At 60.4% G+C, this 23,623-nt stretch carries 21 protein-coding genes; 10 read left to right on the top strand and 11 right to left on the bottom strand.

Features of this window, described 5'->3' with window-relative positions; all coding sequences use genetic code 11:
* Positions 1-63: 63 nt before the first annotated feature.
* The 4 genes from NA8A_RS05760 to NA8A_RS05775 form a co-directional block, all read right to left on the bottom strand.
* Positions 64-1,668, bottom strand: coding sequence for a TadE/TadG family type IV pilus assembly protein (locus NA8A_RS05760; RefSeq protein WP_009449699.1), 1,605 nt, complete (start codon positions 1,666-1,668; stop codon positions 64-66).
* Positions 1,669-1,825: 157 nt separating this feature from the next.
* The gene (locus NA8A_RS05765; RefSeq protein ID WP_009449700.1) at positions 1,826-2,341 is read right to left on the bottom strand and encodes a DUF2937 family protein; all 516 of its coding nucleotides are present in this window, start codon (positions 2,339-2,341) and stop codon (positions 1,826-1,828) included.
* A 46-nt stretch (positions 2,342-2,387) separates the two neighbouring features.
* Complete coding sequence (gene ypfJ / locus NA8A_RS05770; protein ID WP_009449701.1) at positions 2,388-3,326, bottom strand: KPN_02809 family neutral zinc metallopeptidase; 939 nt, start codon at positions 3,324-3,326, stop codon at positions 2,388-2,390.
* 180 nt (positions 3,327-3,506) lie between these two features.
* Positions 3,507-4,682 (bottom strand): MFS transporter, encoded by a 1,176-nt coding sequence (locus NA8A_RS05775; protein ID WP_009449702.1) that lies wholly within the window; start codon positions 4,680-4,682, stop codon positions 3,507-3,509.
* Between the two features lie 151 nt (positions 4,683-4,833).
* On the opposite strand from NA8A_RS05775, the gene NA8A_RS05780 reads away from it, so the two are divergent.
* Positions 4,834-5,178: an ArsR/SmtB family transcription factor gene (locus tag NA8A_RS05780; RefSeq protein WP_040671878.1), complete on the top strand. Its 345-nt coding sequence runs from the start codon at positions 4,834-4,836 to the stop codon at positions 5,176-5,178.
* 96 nt (positions 5,179-5,274) lie between these two features.
* Positions 5,275-5,595, top strand: a complete 321-nt coding sequence (locus NA8A_RS05785; RefSeq protein WP_009449704.1) for a DMT family transporter — start codon at positions 5,275-5,277, stop codon at positions 5,593-5,595.
* A 65-nt stretch (positions 5,596-5,660) separates the two neighbouring features.
* On the opposite strand, the gene NA8A_RS05790 is transcribed toward NA8A_RS05785, so the two are convergent.
* Positions 5,661-6,407, bottom strand: a complete 747-nt coding sequence (locus tag NA8A_RS05790) for a DUF4336 domain-containing protein (protein WP_009449705.1) — start codon at positions 6,405-6,407, stop codon at positions 5,661-5,663.
* 200 nt (positions 6,408-6,607) lie between these two features.
* On the opposite strand from NA8A_RS05790, the gene carB reads away from it, so the two are divergent.
* Positions 6,608-10,102: a carbamoyl-phosphate synthase large subunit gene (carB, locus tag NA8A_RS05795; protein ID WP_009449706.1), complete on the top strand. Its 3,495-nt coding sequence runs from the start codon at positions 6,608-6,610 to the stop codon at positions 10,100-10,102.
* On the opposite strand, the gene NA8A_RS05800 is transcribed toward carB, so the two are convergent.
* Positions 10,093-11,106 carry a GlxA family transcriptional regulator gene (locus tag NA8A_RS05800; protein ID WP_143087880.1) on the bottom strand — a complete coding sequence of 338 codons (1,014 nt, stop codon included), beginning with the start codon at positions 11,104-11,106 and terminating at the stop codon, positions 10,093-10,095. The two genes, carB and NA8A_RS05800, sit on opposite strands and share 10 nt — an antisense overlap.
* A gap of 155 nt (positions 11,107-11,261) precedes the next feature.
* Here NA8A_RS05800 and NA8A_RS05805 point away from each other — a divergent pair, with 155 nt between their 5' ends.
* Both NA8A_RS05805 and NA8A_RS05810 read left to right on the top strand, forming a co-directional pair.
* Positions 11,262-11,882, top strand: coding sequence for a cysteine hydrolase family protein (locus NA8A_RS05805; protein ID WP_009449708.1), 621 nt, complete (start codon positions 11,262-11,264; stop codon positions 11,880-11,882).
* A gap of 302 nt (positions 11,883-12,184) precedes the next feature.
* Positions 12,185-13,693 (top strand): ArnT family glycosyltransferase, encoded by a 1,509-nt coding sequence (locus NA8A_RS05810; RefSeq protein WP_009449709.1) that lies wholly within the window; start codon positions 12,185-12,187, stop codon positions 13,691-13,693.
* A gap of 42 nt (positions 13,694-13,735) precedes the next feature.
* Here the strand turns inward: NA8A_RS05810 and NA8A_RS05815 are convergent, their stop codons facing one another.
* From NA8A_RS05815 to NA8A_RS25680, 3 genes are all read right to left on the bottom strand, one after another.
* A complete protein-coding gene (locus tag NA8A_RS05815; RefSeq protein ID WP_009449710.1) occupies positions 13,736-14,560 on the bottom strand; it encodes an ABC transporter permease in 825 nt (274 codons plus the stop codon).
* A complete protein-coding gene (locus tag NA8A_RS05820) occupies positions 14,557-15,573 on the bottom strand; it encodes a daunorubicin resistance protein DrrA family ABC transporter ATP-binding protein (protein ID WP_009449711.1) in 1,017 nt (338 codons plus the stop codon). Before NA8A_RS05820 ends, NA8A_RS05815 begins: the two co-directional genes overlap by 4 nt.
* Positions 15,574-15,845: 272 nt before the next feature.
* Positions 15,846-16,511 (bottom strand): lytic transglycosylase domain-containing protein, encoded by a 666-nt coding sequence (locus tag NA8A_RS25680; protein ID WP_009449712.1) that lies wholly within the window; start codon positions 16,509-16,511, stop codon positions 15,846-15,848.
* Between the two features lie 146 nt (positions 16,512-16,657).
* Between NA8A_RS25680 and NA8A_RS05830 the strand changes: the two genes are divergently transcribed.
* From NA8A_RS05830 to NA8A_RS05840, 3 genes are all read left to right on the top strand, one after another.
* On the top strand, positions 16,658-17,206 hold the full coding sequence (locus tag NA8A_RS05830) for a methylated-DNA--[protein]-cysteine S-methyltransferase (protein ID WP_009449713.1): 549 nt from the start codon (positions 16,658-16,660) through the stop codon (positions 17,204-17,206).
* Positions 17,207-17,498: 292 nt separating this feature from the next.
* Positions 17,499-17,720, top strand: a complete 222-nt coding sequence (locus NA8A_RS05835) for a hypothetical protein (protein WP_177203368.1) — start codon at positions 17,499-17,501, stop codon at positions 17,718-17,720.
* A 152-nt stretch (positions 17,721-17,872) separates the two neighbouring features.
* The gene (locus tag NA8A_RS05840; protein WP_009449715.1) at positions 17,873-18,445 is read left to right on the top strand and encodes a hypothetical protein; all 573 of its coding nucleotides are present in this window, start codon (positions 17,873-17,875) and stop codon (positions 18,443-18,445) included.
* Positions 18,446-18,550: 105 nt separating this feature from the next.
* Here NA8A_RS05840 and NA8A_RS05845 read toward each other — a convergent pair whose 3' ends face one another.
* Positions 18,551-19,405, bottom strand: coding sequence for an EAL domain-containing protein (locus NA8A_RS05845; RefSeq protein WP_009449716.1), 855 nt, complete (start codon positions 19,403-19,405; stop codon positions 18,551-18,553).
* A gap of 4 nt (positions 19,406-19,409) precedes the next feature.
* A complete protein-coding gene (locus NA8A_RS05850; protein ID WP_009449717.1) occupies positions 19,410-20,366 on the bottom strand; it encodes an EAL domain-containing protein in 957 nt (318 codons plus the stop codon).
* Between the two features lie 180 nt (positions 20,367-20,546).
* On the opposite strand from NA8A_RS05850, the gene NA8A_RS05855 reads away from it, so the two are divergent.
* Both NA8A_RS05855 and NA8A_RS05860 read left to right on the top strand, forming a co-directional pair.
* Entirely contained in the window at positions 20,547-21,749 is a 1,203-nt protein-coding gene (locus NA8A_RS05855) for a pyridoxal phosphate-dependent aminotransferase (RefSeq protein WP_009449718.1), read from the top strand.
* 173 nt (positions 21,750-21,922) lie between these two features.
* Positions 21,923-23,458 carry a putative bifunctional diguanylate cyclase/phosphodiesterase gene (locus tag NA8A_RS05860; protein WP_009449719.1) on the top strand — a complete coding sequence of 512 codons (1,536 nt, stop codon included), beginning with the start codon at positions 21,923-21,925 and terminating at the stop codon, positions 23,456-23,458.
* Positions 23,459-23,623: the final 165 nt, after the last annotated feature.

Below are 23,623 nucleotides of genomic sequence, written 5' to 3' on the forward strand. Positions count from 1 at the left end.
GCCGCACGTTTCCGTGCGGCGCCGACATTGCGTAACCTTCGCTTCGCCTGTCCGGCATCCCGATCAGGATGAAAGGCGCAGCTTCACAATCTTCTCGCCGATCGCTTTGAAGACATCCTTGAGCTGATTGCGCGACGGCGCGTCGAAATATTGCGTCGAGTCGCTCGCACATTGCGCCAGCATCGATCCCGTATTCGTATCGCGTTCTTCCAGGCGGATCGTGTAGATACTGATGTCGTGCTTCTTCTTCGCATTGCTGCAGGCAGCAAGCGTTTTCTCGTTCATCTTTTCGGTCATCTTGGAGCTGCTTGCAGCCGTCAGCCCGTCAAGGCGTCCATCCACGAGATAACCGAAACTCGAATAGCTTGAGCCGAGTGCCGTGCGGGTCGTTCCAAACACATTCGAACCGTCCGTGAGAACGATCATGACCTTCTCAAGGCCGGGACGCTCCGCCCCACCGGCAAAAGGTTCCTGCGGCGACAGGACCCGCATGCCCCAAGAAACACCCTCCATGATATTGGTGTTGCCGCTGGCTTCCAGCGCACTGACCTTACTCTTCAGAAGCCCGTAATCATTGGTGAGCGATGTGATCGGCTGCATGTTGCAGCCCCGATTGGGCCCCCGCCCGCCCTCGATATTGACGCCGCCTGGGGGAGAAAGCAGCGATCCGAGGAGATCGCCCACACCGTATTTGAGAAGCTTGCGAAGCTCGCCGGTGAGCGACTTGTCGAGCGGATTTACGGAAGAGTTGATATAGTCGTTGCTGTAGCCGCGCTCATTCGGCTCATCGATGGCGAAAGCCGGCACGAAATAACTTGCCTTGTCCGATTTGAGAACAGGCGTGTCATCGGTATCGTGGTCGCCCTTCTTGGACGGCATGCGGGTTTCCACACAACCGGCCCATTCCTGACCAAGATTATGGAAAACCTCAAAACGGCTTACACCCGATTTGAGCTCGAGCTGGGGAATCTCGCTGCTGCCCTCGAGATCGAGCCATTCCGCTCCCGTTCCTTTCTTGACCCGGCCATGCTTGTCGAACTCAGGGCCATATTGCGGGCCGACATTGACGAAGGTGGCAAACGGGACCAGCGAGAATTTGAGTTTTTCCGTATCTGTGACCTGGCTGGAGATATCCTCGATCAGCCCGATCACGGCCTCCTTCATGGACTGCAGCTTTCCACCAGCCATCGAGCCGGTAGTGTCCAGAACCAGCGCGATTTCATAGGAAACCATGGCGAGATCGGCCGTCGAGGAGGCAAAGACGGGGACGCTTTTCTTGCCCAGAATACCTCCGAAATACAATCCGACATCCACCCCGGCTTCCAGCGTGACAGATGTGTCCTTGCGCACCATCTTCAGGTTCACATATTGCGGGTCGAGATTGCCGGACATGAAGCGCCGGGCGATCAGGTTGGCTTCGTCATCGCTGATCTTGACGCCCTTCTGGGCAACGGCGAGCACGGCCGTGTCGAGTGCGTTTTGAAGCTGCGTGCGCACACGGCTCGTATTGGCGTAATCGACCCCAAGCGCCGCGGCCCCCACAAGCGGTATGCTGCAGATCGCGGCAAGAATTGCAAAATTGCCCGCACGATCCTCCACGAAGGAGCGCAAAAGCCCCTGGCGCGCCGGAACGTACCCGTTAAAGCGGGCCTTAACCTTGCCGGGCAAAGCTTGACCTGCGTGCCTTGCAGCCCCCCGCAGCAATCCACTATGAAACCGCCGCAGCACTTTTGAAGAAACTCGCATAGCCAATACCGCCAACCCTTTTGTTGGCCCATTCATATGGCGAGCTTCTTAAAAACAATTTAAACGGGTATTCTTAATTTTATACACGTATATTGCGCACGGGAGGCACCTTTCTACGCCGGAAAAGCCTGCCTAAACCCCAGCTCAGCCCACCGCCGAAAATCACCCCCAGCGCAGTCCACACGAGACCATGCGGTGTAACGGGTACGGCCGGTTCGAAATCCGAAACAGTTCCCTTGAAAAGAACCGCGTCCGGGTTCTTCAGCAATGCTATCGGGCGCATGATGGGCGGGAGGCTTTCGAACGCCTGCGATTGGGCAATGAGATTGCCGTACCGGTCTATCGCCACGCGCATGGAAAGCCCGCGATCCCTCAGCACCGGAACCGTCGAAGCGTCATAGACCTTTAGGATATCGGCGCGGGACAGATTATTGTTCGCCGCATCACGATCGAAGGCGGCGATCACGCCGCCAAGCTCGTTCATGGCGCCATTCATGCGCTGGCGGTATTGCTGCGCCAGTTCAGGTGCCTGCGAGGTCACCAGCCCGCCCGATAACGCTACCAGCAGGCCGAGAATTCTTCCCAATCCGAACATGCTCCGTCATGCCTTTCCTTTGGCAGCGGAACAGCCAGCCCGAGGCTCAGATAGGCTCGTTGAACGTATCGCAATCAGCCAACCGTCCGCTCTTGAGCCCCCGCGCAAACCAGGTGCGCCGTTGCTCCGACGTACCATGGTTGAAACTTTCCGGCACCACATAGCCCTGGGTGCGCTTCTGCAGCGTATCGTCGCCGATCTGGTTGGCTGCATTGAGCGCCTCTTCCACATCGCCTTCTTCCAGAAGGCCCTTTTGCGCCGTGTAATGCGCCCAGATACCGGCAAAACAATCGGCCTGAAGCTCGACCCGCATCGACATGGCGTTTGCTTCCGCCTGGCTCATGCGCTGGCGCATCTCGTTGAAGCGCGGCAGGATACCGGTCACGTTCTGCACATGGTGGCCCACTTCGTGCGCGACCACATAGGCCTGCGCAAAGTCGCCGGAGGCGCCGAAACGGCGCGCCAGCTGATCGAAGAAGCCAAGATCGAGATAAACTTTCTGATCCCCGGGACAATAGAACGGCCCGGTGGCTGCGGAAGCATAACCGCAAGCCGAACGAACGGCATCGGTGAACAACACCATGGAAGGTTCGCGATAATCGAGCCCCTGCGATTCGAAGATACCCTTCCAGGTATCCTCCGTCTCGGCCAGAACGACGCTCACGAACTGTGCCATCTCGTCACTGGCCGCCGAAGTGCCACTGCCGCCATTGTTCGTGGTCTGGCGCGTCACGACCTGCCCGCCGCTGCCCGGATCGCCGGTCAGCATGCCGATTGGATCGATGCCGCAGGATTTCAGCACGAAGAACAGCACCACCAGGATGATGATTCCAGAAAGCCCGCCACCGGCGCTGCGAGAATTGCCGACCGGTAAGCGCATACGGCCACCCGAACGGCCAAACCCACCCGGAAGTCCGCCGCTACCACCGCCCTCGCTGCGGCGATCCTCGACATTGCTGCTCTGACGGCGATCTTTCCAGCGCATTCATTCAACTCCAGATCGTTTCCGACGCCACGAATAACGCCTAGCGGCTCCCGACGCCAGTGACTTGTGTCCCTGCTGGCGCAAGGTTAGCGGAAAGCCCGGAAAATCGGAATGAAATTCGACCTCGGGAATTTAGGCGCGAAGCCGGCGATATGCACATAAGCGCCGGCCCTCGCCCGTTCAGCCCATAAGCGCCACACGCCGGCTTTCACGCCGCGCCAGATGCATGAGCATCAATGCGACCAGCGGGAAAGCGGCCCCGGCGATACCCAGATCCGAAACATCGGCATATTCAAGAACCCGGCCTCCCACCATCGTGCCAAGCGCCACACCCAGATAGATGGCCGAAGCGTTGAGGGCCAGCGCAAGACCCGCCACATCCGGTGCAAACCCCGCAAGCCGGCTCGCCTGCGCAGGCGGAAACGTCCAGCCCACGAAACCCCATGGCACGATGAGGGCAAAGAGAAGCGGCCCGGCAATATTCACCGGCGCAAACCGCATCAGCACCGAAAAGCCAAGCGAGAAAAGCGCGGCCAGAAGCATCGAGCCCACCACCACGCGCGAGGCACCGAGCCTGTCGGCAAGGCGGCCGCTTGCATAATTTCCCAGGATCGCCCCCAACCCGTAGGCCAGAAGCACCATCGGCAGATAATCCGGAGAAAGTCCCACCCCTTGCGTAGCGATTGGCCCGAGATAGGCGATCACGGCAAACCCGCCCGTAAGGTAAAGGACCGAAACGGCAAGGCTGAGAAGGATGCCGGGACGACGCACCACCAGAACCCGCTCGGAAAGCGGGATATGCGTGCCCTCGATCGTGCGCGGCAGCCATATCCACAATGCCGAGAGGCAGAAGAAGCCAACCACGGCCAGCATGACGAAAGCACCCCGCCAACCCACCATATGCGCCAGAAACGAACCTGCCGGCGCGCCAAAGGCGAGTGCGAATGTCGTGCCGCCGACAACCACCGAAATCGCGGCGGCCCGCCGCTCAGGCCCTGCGAGCGTGACCGCCGCAGCCTGCGCCGTGGCAGCAAACAGGCCGCCCGCAAGCCCGATGATCACCTGCGCACCGAAGAGAGGCAGAAAACCGCCGCTGAGAGCGGCCACGAGATTGCCGAGCACGAAAAAGCTCAAGGCAAGGGCGATGGCGCGGCGCCGGTTCATGCCGCCCGTAAGCGCGGAAAGCACCGGTGTGCCGAGCGCATAGGCCATGGAATAGGCCGATACGAGATAACCGGCCTCCGCCACCGTCACCCCGGTCTCATCGGATATCAAAGGCAGGAGCCCGGCAAAAACGAAAGCGACGGTGCTGACCGCGAAGGCGCCCAGCGCCAGCAGGGAAAGACGTTTGTCCATGGGAGGAGTTGCCTTTGTTCAAAATTCATTGAACTATTGAACATGTACTCGTCCATGTCAATCGCCATACGTCGATTGCCGCCGCCTCCTGACACGGTGACACCGCGTCGCGGGTCCTTGCATCCCGATCAGGATCGCTTAGGTTAGACCGATCATGTTGCCGCATCCGACTGTCGAGCAGCTCAGTCTGCACACTGTTTTATCCGCGCTCGGGGATCCCACCCGGCTGGCGATCGTCGGCGACCTGGCGCGGCGCGAGGGCACGGCCCTGTCCTGTTCGCATTTTTCGGGGCTGGGATCGAAGTCGAACCTCTCCTATCACATCGCCAAGATGCGCGAGGCAGGCATCATCCGTGTGGAGCCCTGCGGCACCGCGCGTCTGGTGACGCTGCGCCGGGCCGATCTCGATTCCCGCTTTCCGGGCCTGCTCGATTCGATCATCTCGACGGCTGTAAGCATGCCGCCGCCCGAAAAGCGGCTGGCTCCGGTCGATTGATACCACTTGCCGAAAAGCTCGGGTCCGCGCGCGCCGCGGATTCTCTTCCCTTCTTCCCCGGCCGGCATGCGGCCCGTTTTGCGAAGGACAGCCAAAATGGCATGGCTCTATCTCGGGGTTGCTGGTCTGCTTGAAGTCGTCTGGGCGACCTTCATGAAGGAATCGGCCGGTTTCACGAAGCTTGTTCCGACGCTTCTCATGGCTGTGGCCATGTTCGGAAGCTTCTGGTTGCTGGCCGCTGCCATGCGCACATTGCCGCTGGGCACTGCCTACGCGATCTGGACGGGCATCGGCGCTATCGGAGCCTTTGTGGTCGGCATTCTTTTCATGCATGAACCGGCCACAGCAGGACGATTGGTGAGCGCAGCCCTGCTTGTGGCCGGTATGGTCGGCCTGAAACTCACCTCCGGCCATTAGAACATCTCCGCAGTCAGACACTCCGGCGGTATCAGGCCGGCAGTATCAGCCCGCCAATATCAGGATCACTCGAGAAGCCACCGGAAGGCGCGCTTCAGCTCCTTCGTCCCGTCACGTTCGTACCAGCGCCCGTGAGCGATGATCACGCGTTCGGGCTGCCACCCGATCATGGTTTCGACTGCCGCTTTCAACGCATCCTTCTGGGCAGAAAAGGTCAGCCGCATGTCGCGCGGCATCTGTCCGTCCGGATCCTGCACGCCGCCAAGCCATGTCAGAACGCGCATTGGAAACGACAATTTGCGCGGCTCGAAATTCTCGATGAAATCGGTGAGCACCAGCGTGCGCGAGGCACGGTGGAAAAATTCCACCTCAGTCATGAAACTGCCAGCAATGGGAAGCGTGAAAATCTCTTTGTCCCAGGGATAGCCATCGACGCTCGCGAATTCACGAGCTTCGAAGTCGATCCGCCCCGCCGCCTGCTCCCTGATCCTGGGGGCGAGCCAAATTTGCGCCTCGGGAAAGGCCTGCCTCCAGAAAGGCACCCACCAATAATGTATGCGGTTGGGTGCAACGATATGACGGACGGCCCCCAACACATCGATGGCCTCACGCAGATCCTCGGTAAGATGTGTGGGCGAATGCACGAACAGTTCCCCGCTTGCGAGCCTCACGATCGTCATCCGCGTGGGGAATTTCATCTTTGGCCATGGCATGCCGAAACGGATTGCCGGACCATCGACGATCCAGACATTCTCGGCCACGGGCTTGAGGGTGTTGAGCGGTGGATAGGTGACATCGCGGTGAGCAGACATGGGCTTTCTCCCTTCAGCTCTTCCCCTATAGTCTAACCACATCCGACGTGATGAGACGATCTGTCTGTGTCCAGTGCATTTTCGGGGTTCCGTCTCCCGCCGCCATTGCCTATAAGGCCCGCCTAGCCTGACAATTTTCGCATGGCCCTTCCGCCTCCCCGCGCGACGGTGCCGTGCGCACGCACAAGATCGGACCTCCCATGCCAAAACGCACCGACATCAAGTCTATCCTGATCATCGGCGCCGGCCCCATCGTCATCGGCCAGGCTTGCGAGTTCGACTATTCCGGCACCCAGGCGGTCAAGGCACTGAAGGAGGAAGGCTACCGCGTCATCCTCGTCAACTCCAATCCGGCCACGATCATGACCGACCCGGAGCTTGCCGACGCCACCTATATCGAGCCCATCACGCCGGAAGTCGTCGCCAAGATCATCGCGAAGGAGCGCCCTGACGCGCTTCTGCCGACCATGGGCGGGCAGACCGCGCTCAACACCGCGCTCAGCCTGCGCCGCATGGGTGTCCTGGAGCGCTACAATGTCGAGATGATTGGCGCCCAGCCGGACGCCATCGACAAGGCCGAGGACCGGGCCCTTTTCCGCGAGGCCATGGCCAAGATCGGTCTGGAAACACCGCGCTCCATGCTGGCCAACGCCACGGACGTGAAGAATGCCGACCGGCAGGCGCACGAGACGCGCCGCAAGGAATTGAAGAACACCCTGTCCGGCGAGGCGCTGGATGCGGCTCTCGACAGCCTGGAAAACGAGTGGAACCAGGGCGAAGGCGACCGCAAGCAACGCTACATGAACCACGCCATGGGGGTGGCCGCGCAGGCGCTCGACCAGGTCGGCCTGCCCGCGATCATCCGCCCCTCCTTCACCCTGGGCGGCACCGGCGGCGGCATTGCCTTCAACCGGTCCGAATTCTTCGAGATCGTCGAACGCGGCCTCGATGCTTCTCCGACCACCGAAGTGCTGGTTGAGGAAAGCGTGCTCGGCTGGAAGGAATACGAGATGGAGGTGGTTCGCGACCGTGCGGACAACTGCATCATCATCTGCTCCATCGAGAATGTCGACCCGATGGGCGTGCATACCGGCGATTCGATCACGGTGGCTCCTGCCCTGACCCTGACCGACAAGGAATACCAGATCATGCGCAACGCCTCGATCGCGGTGCTGCGCGAGATCGGGGTGGAAACGGGCGGCTCGAACGTACAGTTCGCCGTCAACCCTGAAAACGGCCGCCTCGTCGTGATCGAAATGAACCCGCGCGTATCGCGTTCCTCCGCGCTCGCGTCCAAGGCGACGGGTTTCCCCATCGCCAAGGTTGCCGCAAAGCTTGCCATCGGTTACACGCTCGACGAGCTGGAGAACGACATCACCGGCGGTGCCACTCCCGCCTCCTTCGAGCCGTCCATCGACTATGTCGTGACGAAAATCCCGCGCTTCGCCTTCGAGAAATTCCCCGGCTCCGATCCGGTTCTCACCACCGCGATGAAATCGGTCGGCGAGGTCATGGCCATCGGCCGCACCTTCGCCGAATCGCTCCAGAAGGCGCTGCGCGGTCTTGAAACGGGCCTGACCGGTCTCGACGAGATCGAGATCCCCGGCTATGTGGCCGGCGGCGACCCGTCCGAAAACAAGAATGCCATCCGCGCCGCCCTCGGCAGGCCAACGCCCGACCGCCTGCGCATGGTGGCCGAGGCGATCCGTCTGGGCACGAGCCTCCAGGAGGTTCACGCCATGTGCCAGATCGATCCCTGGTTCCTGGAGCAGATTGCAGCCATCATCGCCATGGAAGCACGCATCCGCGAACATGGCCTGCCGCAGGACAAGCAGAACCTGCGCATGCTGAAATCCATGGGCTTCTCCGATGCCCGCCTCGGCTCGCTGACGAAGCAGGAGGCAGAAGACGTGCGCAAGGCGCGCCACACGCTCGGCGTCCATCCTGTCTTCAAGCGCATCGACACCTGCGCTGCCGAGTTCGCCGCTCCTACGGCCTATATGTATTCCACCTATGAGACGCCCTTCGCCGGCGAGGTGGCCGACGAGGCGCGCGTTTCCGACCGCAAGAAAGTGGTCATCCTCGGCGGCGGCCCGAACCGCATCGGCCAGGGCATTGAGTTCGACTATTGCTGTTGTCATGCCGCCTTTGCGCTGGCTGACGCGGGCTACGAGTCGATCATGATCAACTGCAACCCCGAAACGGTCTCGACCGACTACGACACCTCCGACCGCCTCTACTTCGAACCACTGACGCCCGAAGACGTGCTGGAAATCCTGCGTGCCGAGCAGAAGGCCGGGACGCTCCACGGCGTTATCGTCCAGTTCGGCGGCCAGACGCCACTCAAGCTCGCCGATGCGCTCGAAAAAGCAGGCATCCCGATCCTCGGCACCGCGCCGGACATGATCGACCTTGCCGAGGATCGCGACCGTTTCCAGAAGCTTCTGATCAAGCTCGGTCTCAAGCAGCCGAAAAACGGTATTGCCTATTCGGTGGAGCAGGCCCGCGTGGTCGCCTCCGAACTCGGCTTCCCGCTGGTTGTGCGTCCTTCCTATGTGCTTGGCGGCCGCGCCATGCAGATCATCCATAACGAGCAGATGCTCCAGACCTATCTTCTGGACATCGTTCCGGGCCTCGTTCCGGAGGAAATCCGCCAGAAATACCCGGCCGACAAGACCGGCCAGATCAACACGCTCCTGTCCAAGAATCCGCTACTGTTCGATACCTATCTGACCGAAGCCATCGAGGTGGACGTCGACTGTCTCAGTGACGGCAAGGAGGTGTTCGTCTCGGGCATCATGGAGCACATCGAGGAAGCCGGCATCCACTCCGGCGATTCCGCCTGCTCGCTGCCGGTCCATTCGCTCGCCCCCGAACTGGTGGACGAGTTGGAGCGTCAGACCAAGGCACTCGCCCGCGCGCTCCATGTGGGCGGCCTCATGAACGTCCAGTACGCCGTCAAGAATGGCGAGGTCTATGTGCTGGAGGTCAATCCGCGCGCCTCACGCACCGTGCCCTTCGTCGCCAAGACCATCGGCAAGCCGATTGCCAAGATCGCCGCGCGCATCATGGCCGGCGAGGCGCTGGAAAATGCCTTCGCCCATTACGGAGCGATGCCCGACATCCGCAATCCGGGTCACATCGCCGTCAAGGAGGCCGTATTCCCCTTCGCCCGCTTCCCCGGCGTCGACACGCTGCTCGGCCCCGAGATGAAGTCCACCGGTGAGGTGATGGGTCTCGACACCGACTACGCACTGGCCTTCGCCAAGGCACAGCTCGGCGCCGGCGTCGATCTGCCCCGTTCGGGAACGCTCTTCGTGTCGGTCCGCGACGAGGACAAGGCCCGTGTCCTGCCCGCGGTCAAACGTCTGGCCGATATGGGCTGGCATGTGCTGGCCACCGGCGGCACGGCGCGCTACCTGCGCGAAAACGGCGTCGAGGCGGAGAAGATCAACAAGGTGCTTGAAGGCCGCCCGCATATCGAGGATGCGATCCGCAACCGCCAGGTGCAGCTCGTCTTCAACTCGACGGACGGCCAGAAGGCCATGTCGGACTCCAAGTCGCTGCGCCGCGCCACGCTGATGCAGAAAGTCCCCTACTACACGACCATGTCCGGCGCCGAAGCCGTTGCCGAGGCCATTGCGGCTCTGAAGGCCGGCAGCCTCGAAGTCAGGCCGCTTCAGAGCTACTTCTGATCGGTATCGGGCCGGGGCTGCTCCCCCGGCCCCGCCCCCTCGGCCCTACCATGCGCGCGAAATTGCCTGCGATAGGCCAGCGGCGAAATCGAAAACGCCTCGATGAAGCGCTGACGCATGGTGACCGGCGAGCCGAAGCCCGCCGCATCCGAAACCGCTTCAATTCTCTGATCGGTCGTTTCGAGAAGCCGCTGCACCATTCCAAGGCGCTGCGTCAGCACCCATTGCGAAACAGTGCTGCCCGTCGCTTTCAGAAAGCGACGGGAAAAATTGCGGCGGCTCATCGCGGCCCTCGCCGCAAGATCGTCCAGACCCAGAGTTTCATGCAGGTTTTCGAGCGCCCATTGCAGGGTCTGCTCAAAGCGTCCGCCTGAAAAAGCGTCAGGAAGCGGCTGCTCGATATATTGCGCCTGCCCGCCGCTTCGATGCGGAGCAACCACCATGCGGCGCGCCACCTGGTTGGCGACCGCGGCTCCGTGATCCCTGCGCAGAAGATGAAGACAGCAATCGATGGCCGCTGCAGTTCCCGCCGACGTCAGAATATCCCCATCATCCACGTAGAGGGCCGCACGATCGAGCTCTACATCCGAAAAACGCTGGGCGAAATCCTCCGCGAACACCCAGTGCGTGGATGCCCGCCGCCCGTTCAGAATACCGGCTTCTGCCAGCACGAATGACCCGACGCAAAGACCAACCATGCGCGCGCCACGACTGTGCGCTGCCCGTAACGCCTCCAGAAGATGTGTCGATGGGACCGTCTGCGGATTCGGCCAGGCAGGAATGATAACGGTATCCGCATCCTCAAGCGCGCCAAGATCATGCTCGATCAGCAATGAAAACCCCGAAAGAGTTTCAACCTTCCCGATCCTTTCGGCACAGACCGTGAGTGCATAGCGCGGCGCGCCGAGCCGTGGCAGATCGTCAGCAAAAACCATGCACGGTACCGAAAGGTGAAAGGGGCTTACACCGTCATAGGCGACGACAGCGACCCTGTGTGTGCTCATGCAATGGGACATGGCCCGTTTCCATCGCTCTTTGTCATTCAGGCCAGTTGTGGCGAAGGGCTTCCTAGTCGATTTTGCCTTTGACGACAACTTTCCTGGTTCAAGATCCGTGAACGGGCACAATTGACCGCAACAACAAGGACGTTTGCAGCAAAATGAAGACACATGACACGATCCGCACCATGACCGGCGCCAAGGCCAGAACCAGCTTCGGCACCACGAAGACCGCTCTCATGGTCATCGATTTTCAGAACGAATATTTCTCCGGCCGCATGCCGATCCCGAACGGCCCGGCAGCTCTTTCGAATGCCAAGCGCCTGATCGAATGGGCGGATGAACACGGCATACCGGTCTATCACGTCCAGCACGTGACGCCGCCCGGCGCGCCGATATTCGCGGACGGCAGCAGCACGGTGGAATTCCATCCCGATATCGCTCCAGCCCCCCATCACAAAACCGTTCGCAAGACCTCTGTGAGTGTGTTTCCGACAACGGATATCGACGCACAGCTCAAGAACGCGAAAATCGAAACTCTTATCATCTCTGGCCTGATGACCCATGCCTGCGTGTCTGGCGCGGCCAGGGACGCCGTTCCGCTCGGCTATGAGGTGGTCATCGCCTCCGATGCCTGCGCAACGCGCGACATCACCGGCCCGGACGGCAAAACCATTCCGCATGAGACCTTGCACAACGCGTCGCTCGTCACCCTGTCCGACACGTTTGCCGAGATTCTCGACACAGACGCCCTCCTCTCCCTGCCCATTGAAGGCGCGTGACACGTCCAGGCAGTGCTTGCCAACCAAGCGAGCCGGGCACCTCCCGGCTCGTTCAGGCTGCGACGAAGCGCAGCACGCCCAATCGCCGCCTCAAATTTGACAGGAAGAGAGGAGAGGCTCCATGCAGTCACGATATATTTCCGTTTGTTTCATATACTTCAGCCTGAGTGTCTGGAACCGATACGGATGATTTGGACTGCAACCGGGGGCGGGGCAGACACCGGCACTCTGGAAACGAGCCTGGTCGAAGCGCATCCTCTCCCGGGCCGATAATCGCCAGCGATGCGCCGGGACAAACGATCATGAGGAACACCCTCGCGAAGCTCAGGGCACCGCACGTCATTCTTCTGCTGATCGCGGCGATACTTGTCGCCCGACTGGCCGATATGGCGCTTTTTCCGCTGATGGATACGACGGAAGCGCGTTATGGGGAAATGGCCCGCAAAATGGCCCTCCTCGGCGATTGGATAACGCCCTGGGCTGATGATGGCGTGCCATTCTGGGGTAAACCACCACTTTCCTTCTGGATTACCGCGCTGAGCTTTCGCCTGTTCGGTGTTTCCGAGTTCACTGCCCGTCTGCCGCATTTCCTTTGTGCACTGCTCATCGGCGCCATGGTGTGGGACCTCGCACGCCGGCAATATGGAGCGCGCGCGGCACTCTTGTCCGCCTCCGTCCTGACGGGCTCCGCCCTGTTCCTCGTATCCTCGGGCGCCGTCATGACCGACACCGCCCTCGTGCTTGGCACTACGGCTGCAATGTACGGCTTCTGGCTCGCGCTCAATGATCCATCCCCCACACTGCGCCAGCGTGGCGCCTGGGTGTTTTTCATCGGTGTCGCCATAGGCCTCCTCGCCAAGGGTCCGCTTACACTCGTCCTCGCCGGTCTGCCGCTTTTCATCTGGGTCACCCTGACGCGCAAATGGAAGGAAACCTTCCGGAACCTGCCCTGGATTCTGGGCACACTCTTCGTGGCAGCTCTGGTCCTGCCCTGGTACATCCTCGCGGAGCAAAAAACGCCGGGCTTCCTCGACTACTTCATTATCGGGGAACACTGGAGCCGCTTCATGGTGCCCGGCTGGAAGGGAGACCTCTACGGCACCGCGCACCGTTATCCGCCCGGCACGATCTGGTTGTTCAGCCTGCTGGCTCTCCTGCCCTGGTCGATTTCGTTGTTTGTGGGCGCCTGGCAGTCGCGCGGTGAAACGCAGCCGGACGAGAAGCCCGCCGATGCCTCATGGACCCGCTATCTGCTCCTGTGGGCCTTGCTGCCGTTGATCTTCTTCACCGCCGCGCGCAACATTATCTGGACCTACGCGCTTCCCTCATTGCCAGCCGCAGCACTTCTGCTCGGCGGCTGGATGGCGCAACGGTCGCAGAAATCGGAAATCTGGGCCATTGCCGGCCTCTCGATCGTCTTCTGTCTGACGGCCGGCGCGGGCGTTGGTCTGGCCCTGTTTCCGAACCTGCTCGAGCGTTCCACGGCCAAATCAGTCGCTCAGGCCTATATGCGCTACAAATACGAACCGGATCAGCCCCTTTTCTTCGTGACTCACAGACCGTTTTCAGCAGGTTTTTATACGCTCGATCACGCACGGCTCGTCAGCGCGATGGGTGACATCGCGGCAAATCTTGCCAGCCCCGGCGGCTACCTTGCCGTTCCGGCCAGCCTCATGGCCAAATTCGTGAAGCCGGATGATCTGGAAATCGAATACGACCTCGGCCGCTTCGGCGAATACGAGCTATTGCATGTGCACCGCATGAAGGCTCCCCATGACGGCGAACACACGCCAATAGCCCTCGCCTACTAAGATCGGAGCAGACTTTGCCTGGGATCGAGGGGCGAGCGACTTTCACTCACGCCGGTAGAGCCAAAGCACGACCGGTGACAGCACCACGGTCAGCAGTGCCGGAGCCAGCAGCGCCAGCAACACATCACCACTGCTTGCCGTACCGGCCATCAACCCGCGCAGCGCCGTCGTCATGTGCGAGACGGGGTTGCGCACCACAAAAGCTTCCAGCCAGCCTGGCATGGTCTCTGGCCGCACCATGATGTTGGAGGCAAACACCAGCGGGAAGATGAAGGTGAAGCCGATGGTCATCACGGTCATCGGCGTTCGGATCAGCAATCCGAGCACGATGAAAATCCAGCCTGTACCGAAGCCGATGGCGATCAGTAGCAGGAAAGAGGCGATCACTCCGATGAGCCCCGCTTCAGGCCTATAGCCAAGAATGAGCCCCACGGTCAGGATGATCATGCCGGCAATCGTATGCCGCAGCACATCACCCACCATGAGCCCGGCAAAGGGCGAAAGCGACCAGATGGGCAGCGAGCGGAAACGCTCGAACAGCCCTTTCGAGAGATCGGTCGACAACCCCATGCCGGAATAGACGGAATTGAACACGACCGTCTGCACGAGAATGCCCGGCAGAAAGAATTGCAGATAATCGCCCGTCGAGCCCGCAAGCGCACCGCCAAACACGAATGTGAACAACAGTGTGAACATGAGCGGTGTCATGATCAGGTCAAACAACTGTTCCGGCACATGCTTGAATTTCAGCATTGCCCGCCAGCCGAAAACCAGCGCGTTGGAGAAGGCCGAAGGCCGGGGCGGCCGCGCGACATTCGAAAGAGCCGCAGGTGTTGCGGCCACACTGCCCTTGTCGGCGCCGTTCATCGCGTTTCCTCCTCGTCCTGTTCATCCATGGGCTGCCCCGTGAGGGCAAAGAACACCTCATCGAGGCTTGGCGACCCCATAGAAAAATCCGAAAGCTCGATGCCCTGCGCGATCAGCGCGGCGATCGCTTCGTTTGCCACTCCGGCAGAGGCCGCAATTGCTGAAAGCTGTGCTCCTTCCGGGCTTCGCTGTACCGTCGTGCCCAGCCGGGCGGCGAGTATGGTTTCCGCCGCATCCAGACGGGCCGGCGTCGCATCCGCCAGCGCCACGTGCAAAAAGCCGGAGCCGATGGCGGATTTCAGTTCGCGGCTCGTACCTTCCGCGATCTTCCGCCCATGATCGATAACCGCGATCCGCGCGGCCAGCTGATCCGCCTCTTCGAGATATTGCGTGGTCAGAAGGATGGTGACCCCGGACTGGGCCAATTGCCGGATCATTCGCCACACACCCTGCCGCGCCTTGGGGTCAAGCCCGGTGGTCGGTTCGTCGAGGAAGAGGACACCCGGCGTCACGATCAGGGAAGCGGCGATGTCGAGCCGCCGGCGCATTCCGCCTGAATAGGACTTCACCTGCTTGGCCGCGGCCTCCGAGAGTTCGAAAGCGGCAAGGAGTTCGTCAGCGCGGTCCTTGGCGCGACGTCCCGGAAATCCCCAGAGCCGCGCCAACATCACAAGGTTCTCACGCCCCGTTAGATCCTCGTCCAGCGATGCGAATTGCCCGGTCAGCGCGATGGCGCCACGGACCGCCTGCGGATCGACAGCCAGATCATTGCCCATCACCAGCGCAGAACCGGAATCTGCCTTGATGAGCGTGGCAAGCACACGGATCAGCGTGGTCTTGCCCGCACCGTTGGGGCCCAATATCGCGAAGATCATGCCGCGCGGCACGTCGAGATCGATCCCGTCGAGGGCCCTCACCTCGCCGAAACGCTTGGCAAGGCCGCGCGCCGAAATCGCAAGCGGCACCGTTTCTTGCACCAGCAATGCATCCGCCGGTGAAATTGCATCATTCATGATGTTCCTCCAGGACATGGTTTCCCCTCAAGGACGAACCAGCCTCCAAAAATCCGACAGCGCGGACACATACACCAACGAATTGCTTCCGGCTAACCGGGCAAGAAGGACTGCTGACATCTACCGCCGAAGGCCTCAACCGGCCCCGCTGCAGTCCATCGGCACACAACGCATCTGCGCATTCTGCAATCAGATGAGAGCTTCCGTCCGCATAAACGCGAAACACAAAAAGATAGAGGGTTCCTCATGCGGCCAAAGAGACGCACGGCGCTCTAGTTGCGCAGGCCGGTTTCCTTCAGAAGGCCCTTGCGCTTGGCGTCGTAATAATAGCCCCGCGCATAAAAACGCACCGCTTGATCCTCGTTTCCGCCGGCCGTGATATAGGCTCCGCGCAGATATTTCACGGCATATTTCAGGTTCGTCTCCGCATCGAGGAGCCCCGAAGCAGAACCCCGATAGCCCATCGTCTGGGCGGTATCGTGACGGATCTGCATAAGCCCCCAATAGACACGATTGCGTGCGGCCGGATCGAAATTGCTTTCCCGCTTGACCACGCGGCGAACGAGCCTTTCCGGCACTTCGTAATGCCTTGCATAGCGGCTGATGAGAGCATCGAGCTCTGGGCTGCGTGCAGCAACCGGGCCCGAAGGCGCACCGGCCTCGAGCGCCGTCAGCGCTGCCGGGGCAGGTCGCGAACCGGCAAATGCATCCGGCTTCACGGCTTCACGGCTTATCTGGGCATCCTGTTCGGCAACGAGGCTGCTTGCGACCGTCGCCGCATCCGTATCACTCTCATCCGGTTGCGGTGCAGTCGTCGCGACGCTGGCCTTGCCCGCATCGGCAAGAGCGCCGTTCGTGGCAGTGCAACCCGAGACAAACGGGAATGCGATAACGGCACCAACTGCAAGAAGTCGACGGGTCGAAAACGGCAAGGCCATCCCTCAAAATCGTAAAGCCTCCACCCGGCGCGCTTTTACAGTGCCCTACCCTTAATGACAATCATCCGTCAGGAGAATTCGCGTTCACTCTTCGTACCATTGCGTTTCCATGTTAGAAGCATAGGCTGCGCGAAGGGACGTTTGCCATGAATGGGCACCACATCTTCGAGACGGAATTCGGGTTTTGCGGTGCAGGCTGGTCCGATGCCGGGCTCACTCATTTTGTCTTGCCCATGCCCCATCCCGGCGGTGCTACCGAGCGTCTTGCAAAGCATATGCCTGCATCCGCAGCAAGAATGCCCACAGGCGCCATAAACGATCTCATTGCCGCCGCCACCCGTTATTTTGCAGGGAACCGGGAGGACTTTTCGCACTATCCGGTCGATCTGTCAGGGCAAAGCCCATTTCACACCTCTCTCTATCTGACCATGCGTGAACTCGCTTATGGTGAAACCACGACCTATGGAATGCTCTGCGCCAAGGTCGGTCATCCCACGGCCACACGCGAGACTGGTGTCGCCATGGGGCGCAACCCGATGCCGCTGATCATCCCGTGCCATCGGGTGCTTGCGGCTGGCGGCAGGATCGGCGGCTTTTCCGCCCATGGCGGCCTGGATACGAAGCGGCGCATGCTGGCGCTTGAAAATGCCCGTTCCCCGAACCCAATATCGGATCAGGCATCCTTCAGCTTCTGAGGCAGCAAGCTCTTCAATGGACAAGGCACCGGCCAACTAGCGCATTGGTTGCAAACCTTCCCTTGCGTCGTCTGACAAGACACGCATAATTAACCACTGTAAGAACCGATTCTTCTCATGGTTGTGCATAGCGTGAACAGCCATGATGTTGCCGCTAATCAGTCAAGTTCTCGGCGGCTTTTCGGTTCAGCGTCAGGCGTGTTTGCGGGTTTTGCCAAACAACCGATAGAGCGTTTTAATGCGTCACAGCGCTGACAGCGACATCAAGAATCGTCTCGTGGAGCCGACGCCCATGATCGCGGAAGTCATGCGGCTCATGGCTTCCGGCGTCGAGAAAGATCAGGTCGCCGTGGAACTCTCCCGTATTTTCTACGTCGATATCGATCTGCTGAACGCCGTATTACGCGCCATGGACAAGCGCGAACAGGTCTTGCAAGGCCTCAAAAGAGCGGCCTTGGAAAAGCGAAAAGCACAGGAAGCGACCTTGCCGGACAGAAAGGCTGCGGCCGCCTGATCGCTGTCCGATGCGAGCCCCAAAACCGACGCTTACCTAAAATTGCAACGAAGCGGATCACTCAATCGATACACATCATCGGTAGAAACACCTCCATTCAATACAACCTGTCATTCGACAGGCGGCTCAACCAAAGATGGGGGTAATCAATAATGCTCGGCAGCATTCTCAGTCCGCTTTTCGGCGGTTCCAGCAACCGTTCGCCGTCGACCGCCGGTTCCAATCAGGAAACCGCGCCGGTAAACCTTATCGATGCGCAGGAACCCGTTGAAGAAACCTCGGAGGTTCTTCTTCCGCCAACAGAAGAAGAGCAAGGCGAAACACCTGCAAGAAACGAGGATGAAACGGCTCCTCCGCCCCAGCAGACAGGAAACGCGAATGCCTCCGCGGCTTCGTCTACGGGCGCAGCCGCCTCGTCCGCCGGAACTGCCAACGCCAGCAAGGCGGTCAACGCGACCGCTGCATCGGCAAAGACGGCTGAAACCGCCGCAAATGAAGAGGCAACGCCTTCGGATTGGGCACGCGAGGCGGCTTTGGCGACCCAGCGGAACGAGCGCCTGGCTTCCATGATCCAGCAGATGAGCCAGCCGGAGGCTGCCGGGAACCTGGCTCTCATGCGCGGGCGTGAAAGCTCGGGCACCGATCTGCAATCGGTCCTTTCCGCCTATCGCGAAAACGGCGAAGGCAATCCGGCAGACTTTGGCTCCGATCTTCAAGCCGCCTGATATCGCTAAAACATTGCACTGAAAAAACACTCGCCGCCTGATCGAAAGGTCAGGCGGCGAATTCGCAAGAAAAAAGCCTCTTCCCTGCACCGAGTGCCGAAAGCCTTACCGCAGAGGAATGATGACCTTCTCCGGGTCCCGGAAAAACTGGGAAATCTCAACGGCCTGGGGGTCGAACACCGTTCCCGCGCGCACCGGCCTGCCAAGCAGGTAACCTTGAACGAAATCGGCACCGACCGAGAGTGCAACATTCAGCTGCGCCTGCGTTTCGATGCCCCTGATCAGCACTGCCGCGCCATCCCCCTTCAGGCCCGCAATCAGTTTTGTCAGAAGCCGCACCGCGCTTTCAAAGCCCGCGATGCGCCGAAACCACCCGCCATCGATCTTCACCACTTCGGGGCGAATGCGTTGAATACGGTCAAGAACGGAATGGCCGGGCCCGAAATCGTCCACCGCAAGCCTGAAACCCGCGGCCCGCATGGCACGTGCAAGACTGTCCGGAACATCATCCTCAAGGACATCGCGCGCGATGAAACCGCAAACGACAAGCCTCGGATCGAGTTCCACCTCTCCTGCCCGTTCGGCCAGAAAGTCCATCTGGGCAAACGCATCCCCGCGCTCGCCGGGCTTTCCCGCTTCGCAATTGAGATGCAGCATAAGCCCCTCAATGCCGAGGTGATGGTAATTGCCCATATGCAGCGATCGGCACAGCGACCGGACCGGGCCGAGCTTCTCCGGTTCGACTATTGAAAAGAAGGTCGCCGGCTCCACCGGCTCGAAATCGATCAAAGGCTGCACGAAGCCCTCGACGCCGTGTGGAGCCAGAACATCGCCCGCAACGGCATAGATCGGCTGGTAGGCTGTCTTAAGATGAAATGAGCCATACCGCCCGGTTTCGATGCCGATTTCGTCCACCAGGACGGAGCCGCCCGGCAGGCCGGGCACATTGGAGACAGTCATCGGCTCAAATCCCGCGCCGGCCGAAAACCTTCGCCGGACGAGCCCCCTGGCGGGAGGGCTGCTCCTGGGGCGGTGCCTGAACTGCAGCCGGCGAACGCTCCACCGTCACATCCCGTGGCCGCGCGGATGGCGCGGAAGCGACTGTGGGTCGCCGTGCGGCCGCTTCTAGCGCGGCGCGAAATTGCTGGAAGGCCAGCGGAACGATCTGGGGCCGTGCAAGGGCAAACCCCTGCACCATCGAAACCCCGCATTGTTCCGCCGCTTCAAGCTGCTTGCCGTTTTCAATGCCTTCAAACACTGTTCGGATCCGCTTGGCGGAAAATTCCGCCACCATATCCGTAAGCAGGCCGATCCCGGGTCCCGTGCCGAGCAATTTCCCCGTCCATTGGCCGTCGAATTTCACGATATCCGGCCCAAGCGCCTCGATACGGCGCATGTCGGAGCTTTCAGCACCGAAATCATCAACGGCCACACGATATCCGCACGCCTTCAGTTCGGTCACGAAATCACGCAATGGCCGCTCTGAGCGGGTTTCCTGTTCGGTGATCTCGCAGACCACGCGGTCGGCGGAGAGTCCGGCCTCTTTCAACACAAGCTGCGTGTCGCGCAATGCGCTTTTGACCGCATCTTCGTCGATCAGATGGGAAGGGTCGAAATTCACGAAAAGCGTGGCTGTCGGATCGAGCCCAACACCCGCATTGAGGATATGGACCGTGCGCGCCAGGGTTTCCACATGGAAACGGTCGACATCGGGAACGCTTGAAAAGAAGGCGCCCGGACTGACCGGCGTCTCATTTCGAAAAGGTCTCACCAGCCCCTCATAGGAAGAGGGTCTCAGGCGACCGTCACGAAAGGAAAAAATCGGCTGAAAGGCACTCTTCAGCGTGTAGGCACCCCAAATGCCTACCGCTGTTCCATCTTCCTTGCGGATGATGTGAGCCAAGCCAATGCTGCGCGCCATTCCTGCGCTTCCCAAACCTGAGTTTCTGAAGGGCACAGTCGCATCAAACGCGTTTATTGGCCGTTAATGACTTTCAATAAGGTCCAGATACGGGTTCCGCCTTGCGATTTTTCGCACTTTCGGACATGAAGGGACACGCTGATATCAGCGTAGATCCCACCGAAACCGGAGTTCTTCCAAATGGCTTTCCTTGCCGATGCCCTTTCTCGCGTGAAACCTTCAGCCACCATCGCGGTCTCCCAGAAAGCGCGTGAGCTGAAAGCGCAGGGCCGCGACGTGATCGGTCTTGGTGCGGGAGAGCCGGATTTCGACACACCGGACAATATCAAGAAGGCGGCCATCGACGCGATCAATCGCGGCGAGACGAAATACACGCCGGTTTCCGGCATCCAGCCACTGCGCGAAGCGATCTCCGCCAAGTTCAAGCGCGAGAACAATCTCGACTATGACTGGAAGCAGACCATCGTCGGCACGGGCGGCAAGCAGATTCTCTTCAACGCTCTGATGGCGACGCTGAACCCTGGCGATGAAGTCGTCATTCCGAGCCCCTACTGGGTCAGCTACCCGGAGATGGTTGCCCTTTGCGGCGGCACGCCGGCCTTTGCCGAGACAAGCATCGACAACGGCTTCAAGCTGACGCCGGCCGCCCTCGAAAAGGCAATCACGCCGAAGACGAAATGGCTCATCATGAACTCGCCGTCCAACCCGTCGGGCGCGGCCTATACGAGCGACGAGCTGAAAGCGCTCGCCGACGTTCTGCTCGCTCACCCGCAGGTCTGGATCCTGACCGACGACATGTATGAGCACCTGACCTATGGCGACTTTAAATTCGCCACCATCGCCGAGATCGAGCCGAAGCTCTACGACCGTACGCTCACCATGAACGGCGTGTCGAAAGCCTATGCCATGACCGGCTGGCGCATCGGTTATGCGGCGGGTCCGATCGAACTCATCAAGGCCATGGACATGATCCAGGGCCAGCAGACTTCGGGCGCATGCAGCATCGCGCAGTGGGCTGCCGTCGAAGCGCTCAACGGACCTCAGGATTTCATCGGCAAGAACAAGGCGATCTTCCAGGGCCGCCGCGATCTCGTCGTCTCCATGCTGAACCAGGCCACGGGCATCAAATGCCCGGTGCCGGAAGGCGCGTTCTATGTCTATCCGTCCTGTCAGGAACTGATCGGCAAAACAGCCCCCACGGGCAAGGTGATTGCCACCGACGAAGATTTCGTCTCCGAGCTCCTGGAAGCAGAAGGCGTTGCGGTGGTTCATGGCTCTGCCTTCGGCCTCGGCCCGAATTTCCGCATTTCCTACGCCACGTCCGAGACGCTTCTTGAGCAGGCATGCGAGCGCATCCAGCGCTTCACCGCCTCGCTGAAATAAAGCCAGCTAAAAAATATTCCTTGCGCCGCAAAAATTCTTTTGCGGCGCAATACTCTTAACGCCTCTTAAACGTTCCCTCTGTCTTTTTCTTAGCCAGAAAACTTGGCCGGCAAGATTGGCCAAAGGGTTTGGCCAATGGGCTTGGCTAATGAGCTTGGGGAGACGGCGGGGGCATGAGCATCCTCTCCACCGTGCGGCGCAACGGCGGCCGCGTTTATGTCGGAGTTCAGGCGCTGCTCGTTTCCGGGACGACGATGGCTGCCGCCGCCTATTTTATGGCGGCGCGCGAAAGCACCATGACCAACTGGCTGCTGTTTGCCTGCCTCGTGCTGAGCGCAGCCGGCTTGAGCCTTCTGGAATATCTCAAGCGCACCGTTTCCGACCAGCTCAAGGACGCTGTGCGCATCGAGACCGAGCGTCACAAGCTCTCCGAAACGGATCTCCTGACTGGAGCGCTCACCCGAGGACGGTTTCTCGACGAACTGAACGCGAGTATCGGGACATTGTCCAAACCGCGCCGCATCATGCTTCTGCTGGTCGATCTCGATCACTTCAAGCAGTTGAACGACGGGTTCGGCCACAAATTCGGCGACGAGGCACTGGCCCATCTGGTGGCCTGCGCCAGGCAGTGCTTTCCCGATTCGACCATCGGTCGGCTGGGTGGTGACGAGTTTGCCATATTGATGTACGGCAACGACCTTTCCCGCTGCCGCTCGCGCGCTCAAAAACTGCTCACCATGCTTCAGAACGGACGGGCCTGCGAAGGCCATCAGGTGCCGCTCGGTGCTTCCATCGGCATTGCCGTGGCCCCTCAGCATGCAAGCAGCCACAAGGAACTGCCGCTCCTTGCCGATCTGGCGCTCTATGAGAGCAAGGGGGCGGGCCGCGGGTGCGTGACGGTGTTCGACCCGGAGATGCTTTCCGAGAAGCGCCAGAGGCGTTTTCTCGAACGCGAGTTGCGGGCCGCGGTGTTCCTGAACGAACTTGAACTTCATTATCAGGCCGTCACCGACACGGATCGAAATTGCGTCGCCGTCGAGGGACTTCTGCGCTGGCGTCACCCCGTACGCGGCATGATTTCGCCCGCCGAATTCATTCCCGTTGCTGAACGTTCAAGCCTTATCGACATGGTCGGTGAGTGGGTTTTCCGCCGCGCCTGCCTCGATCTTCACAATTTTCCCGGAATCCGCATAAGCATCAACGTTTCGGGCGAACAGCTCAAGCGCGACAGCTTCGTCAATGTCTTCGAGAACGTGCTTCTGGAGACCGGCGCAAACGCGAACCGCTTCATCCTTGAAATAACGGAAACCGTCGCGACCGCAGCCACGCCCGAGATCATCGCCCGTATCGAAAGACTGCGTGCCATGGGTTTCCACATCGCGCTCGATGATTTCGGCACCGGCCATTGCGGCTTCAACTACATCAAGACGCTGCCCATTGATGCCATCAAGATCGACCGCAGCTACATCCGCAATCTTGGCAGCGACCGTATCGCGCAGGTGTTCGTTTCCGCGCTTACCCAGATCGCTCGCATCCAGGGCCTTGTAATCGTGGCGGAAGGCATCGAGACGGAAGAGGAGTTTGCCCTGGCGCGTGCGGCCGGCTGCAACCGCTTCCAGGGTTATCTTCTCGGACGCCCGCAACCGCTTGCTTCCTTCCGCCAGTCTTCCCACCGCCTTCCCCGCCCCGAGCTCGCTCTCATCGCCTGAGGCCCCTTGCCCAAAAGCCAAAGCCGTGTGACGATATTTTCAGGAAAAATCGGCGCAACGGCATGAGGCATGTCAGGCACGGGTTTCCGTGAGGAGTGGAGCACCCCGGCCGCCCATAATGGGACCTTGGTCAAAACGCCGAACCTCGCGACGGCCGCAGGGCCG

The organism is Nitratireductor indicus C115 (genome assembly GCF_000300515.1).
GTDB classification, from domain to species: Bacteria; Pseudomonadota; Alphaproteobacteria; order Rhizobiales; family Rhizobiaceae; genus Nitratireductor; species Nitratireductor indicus.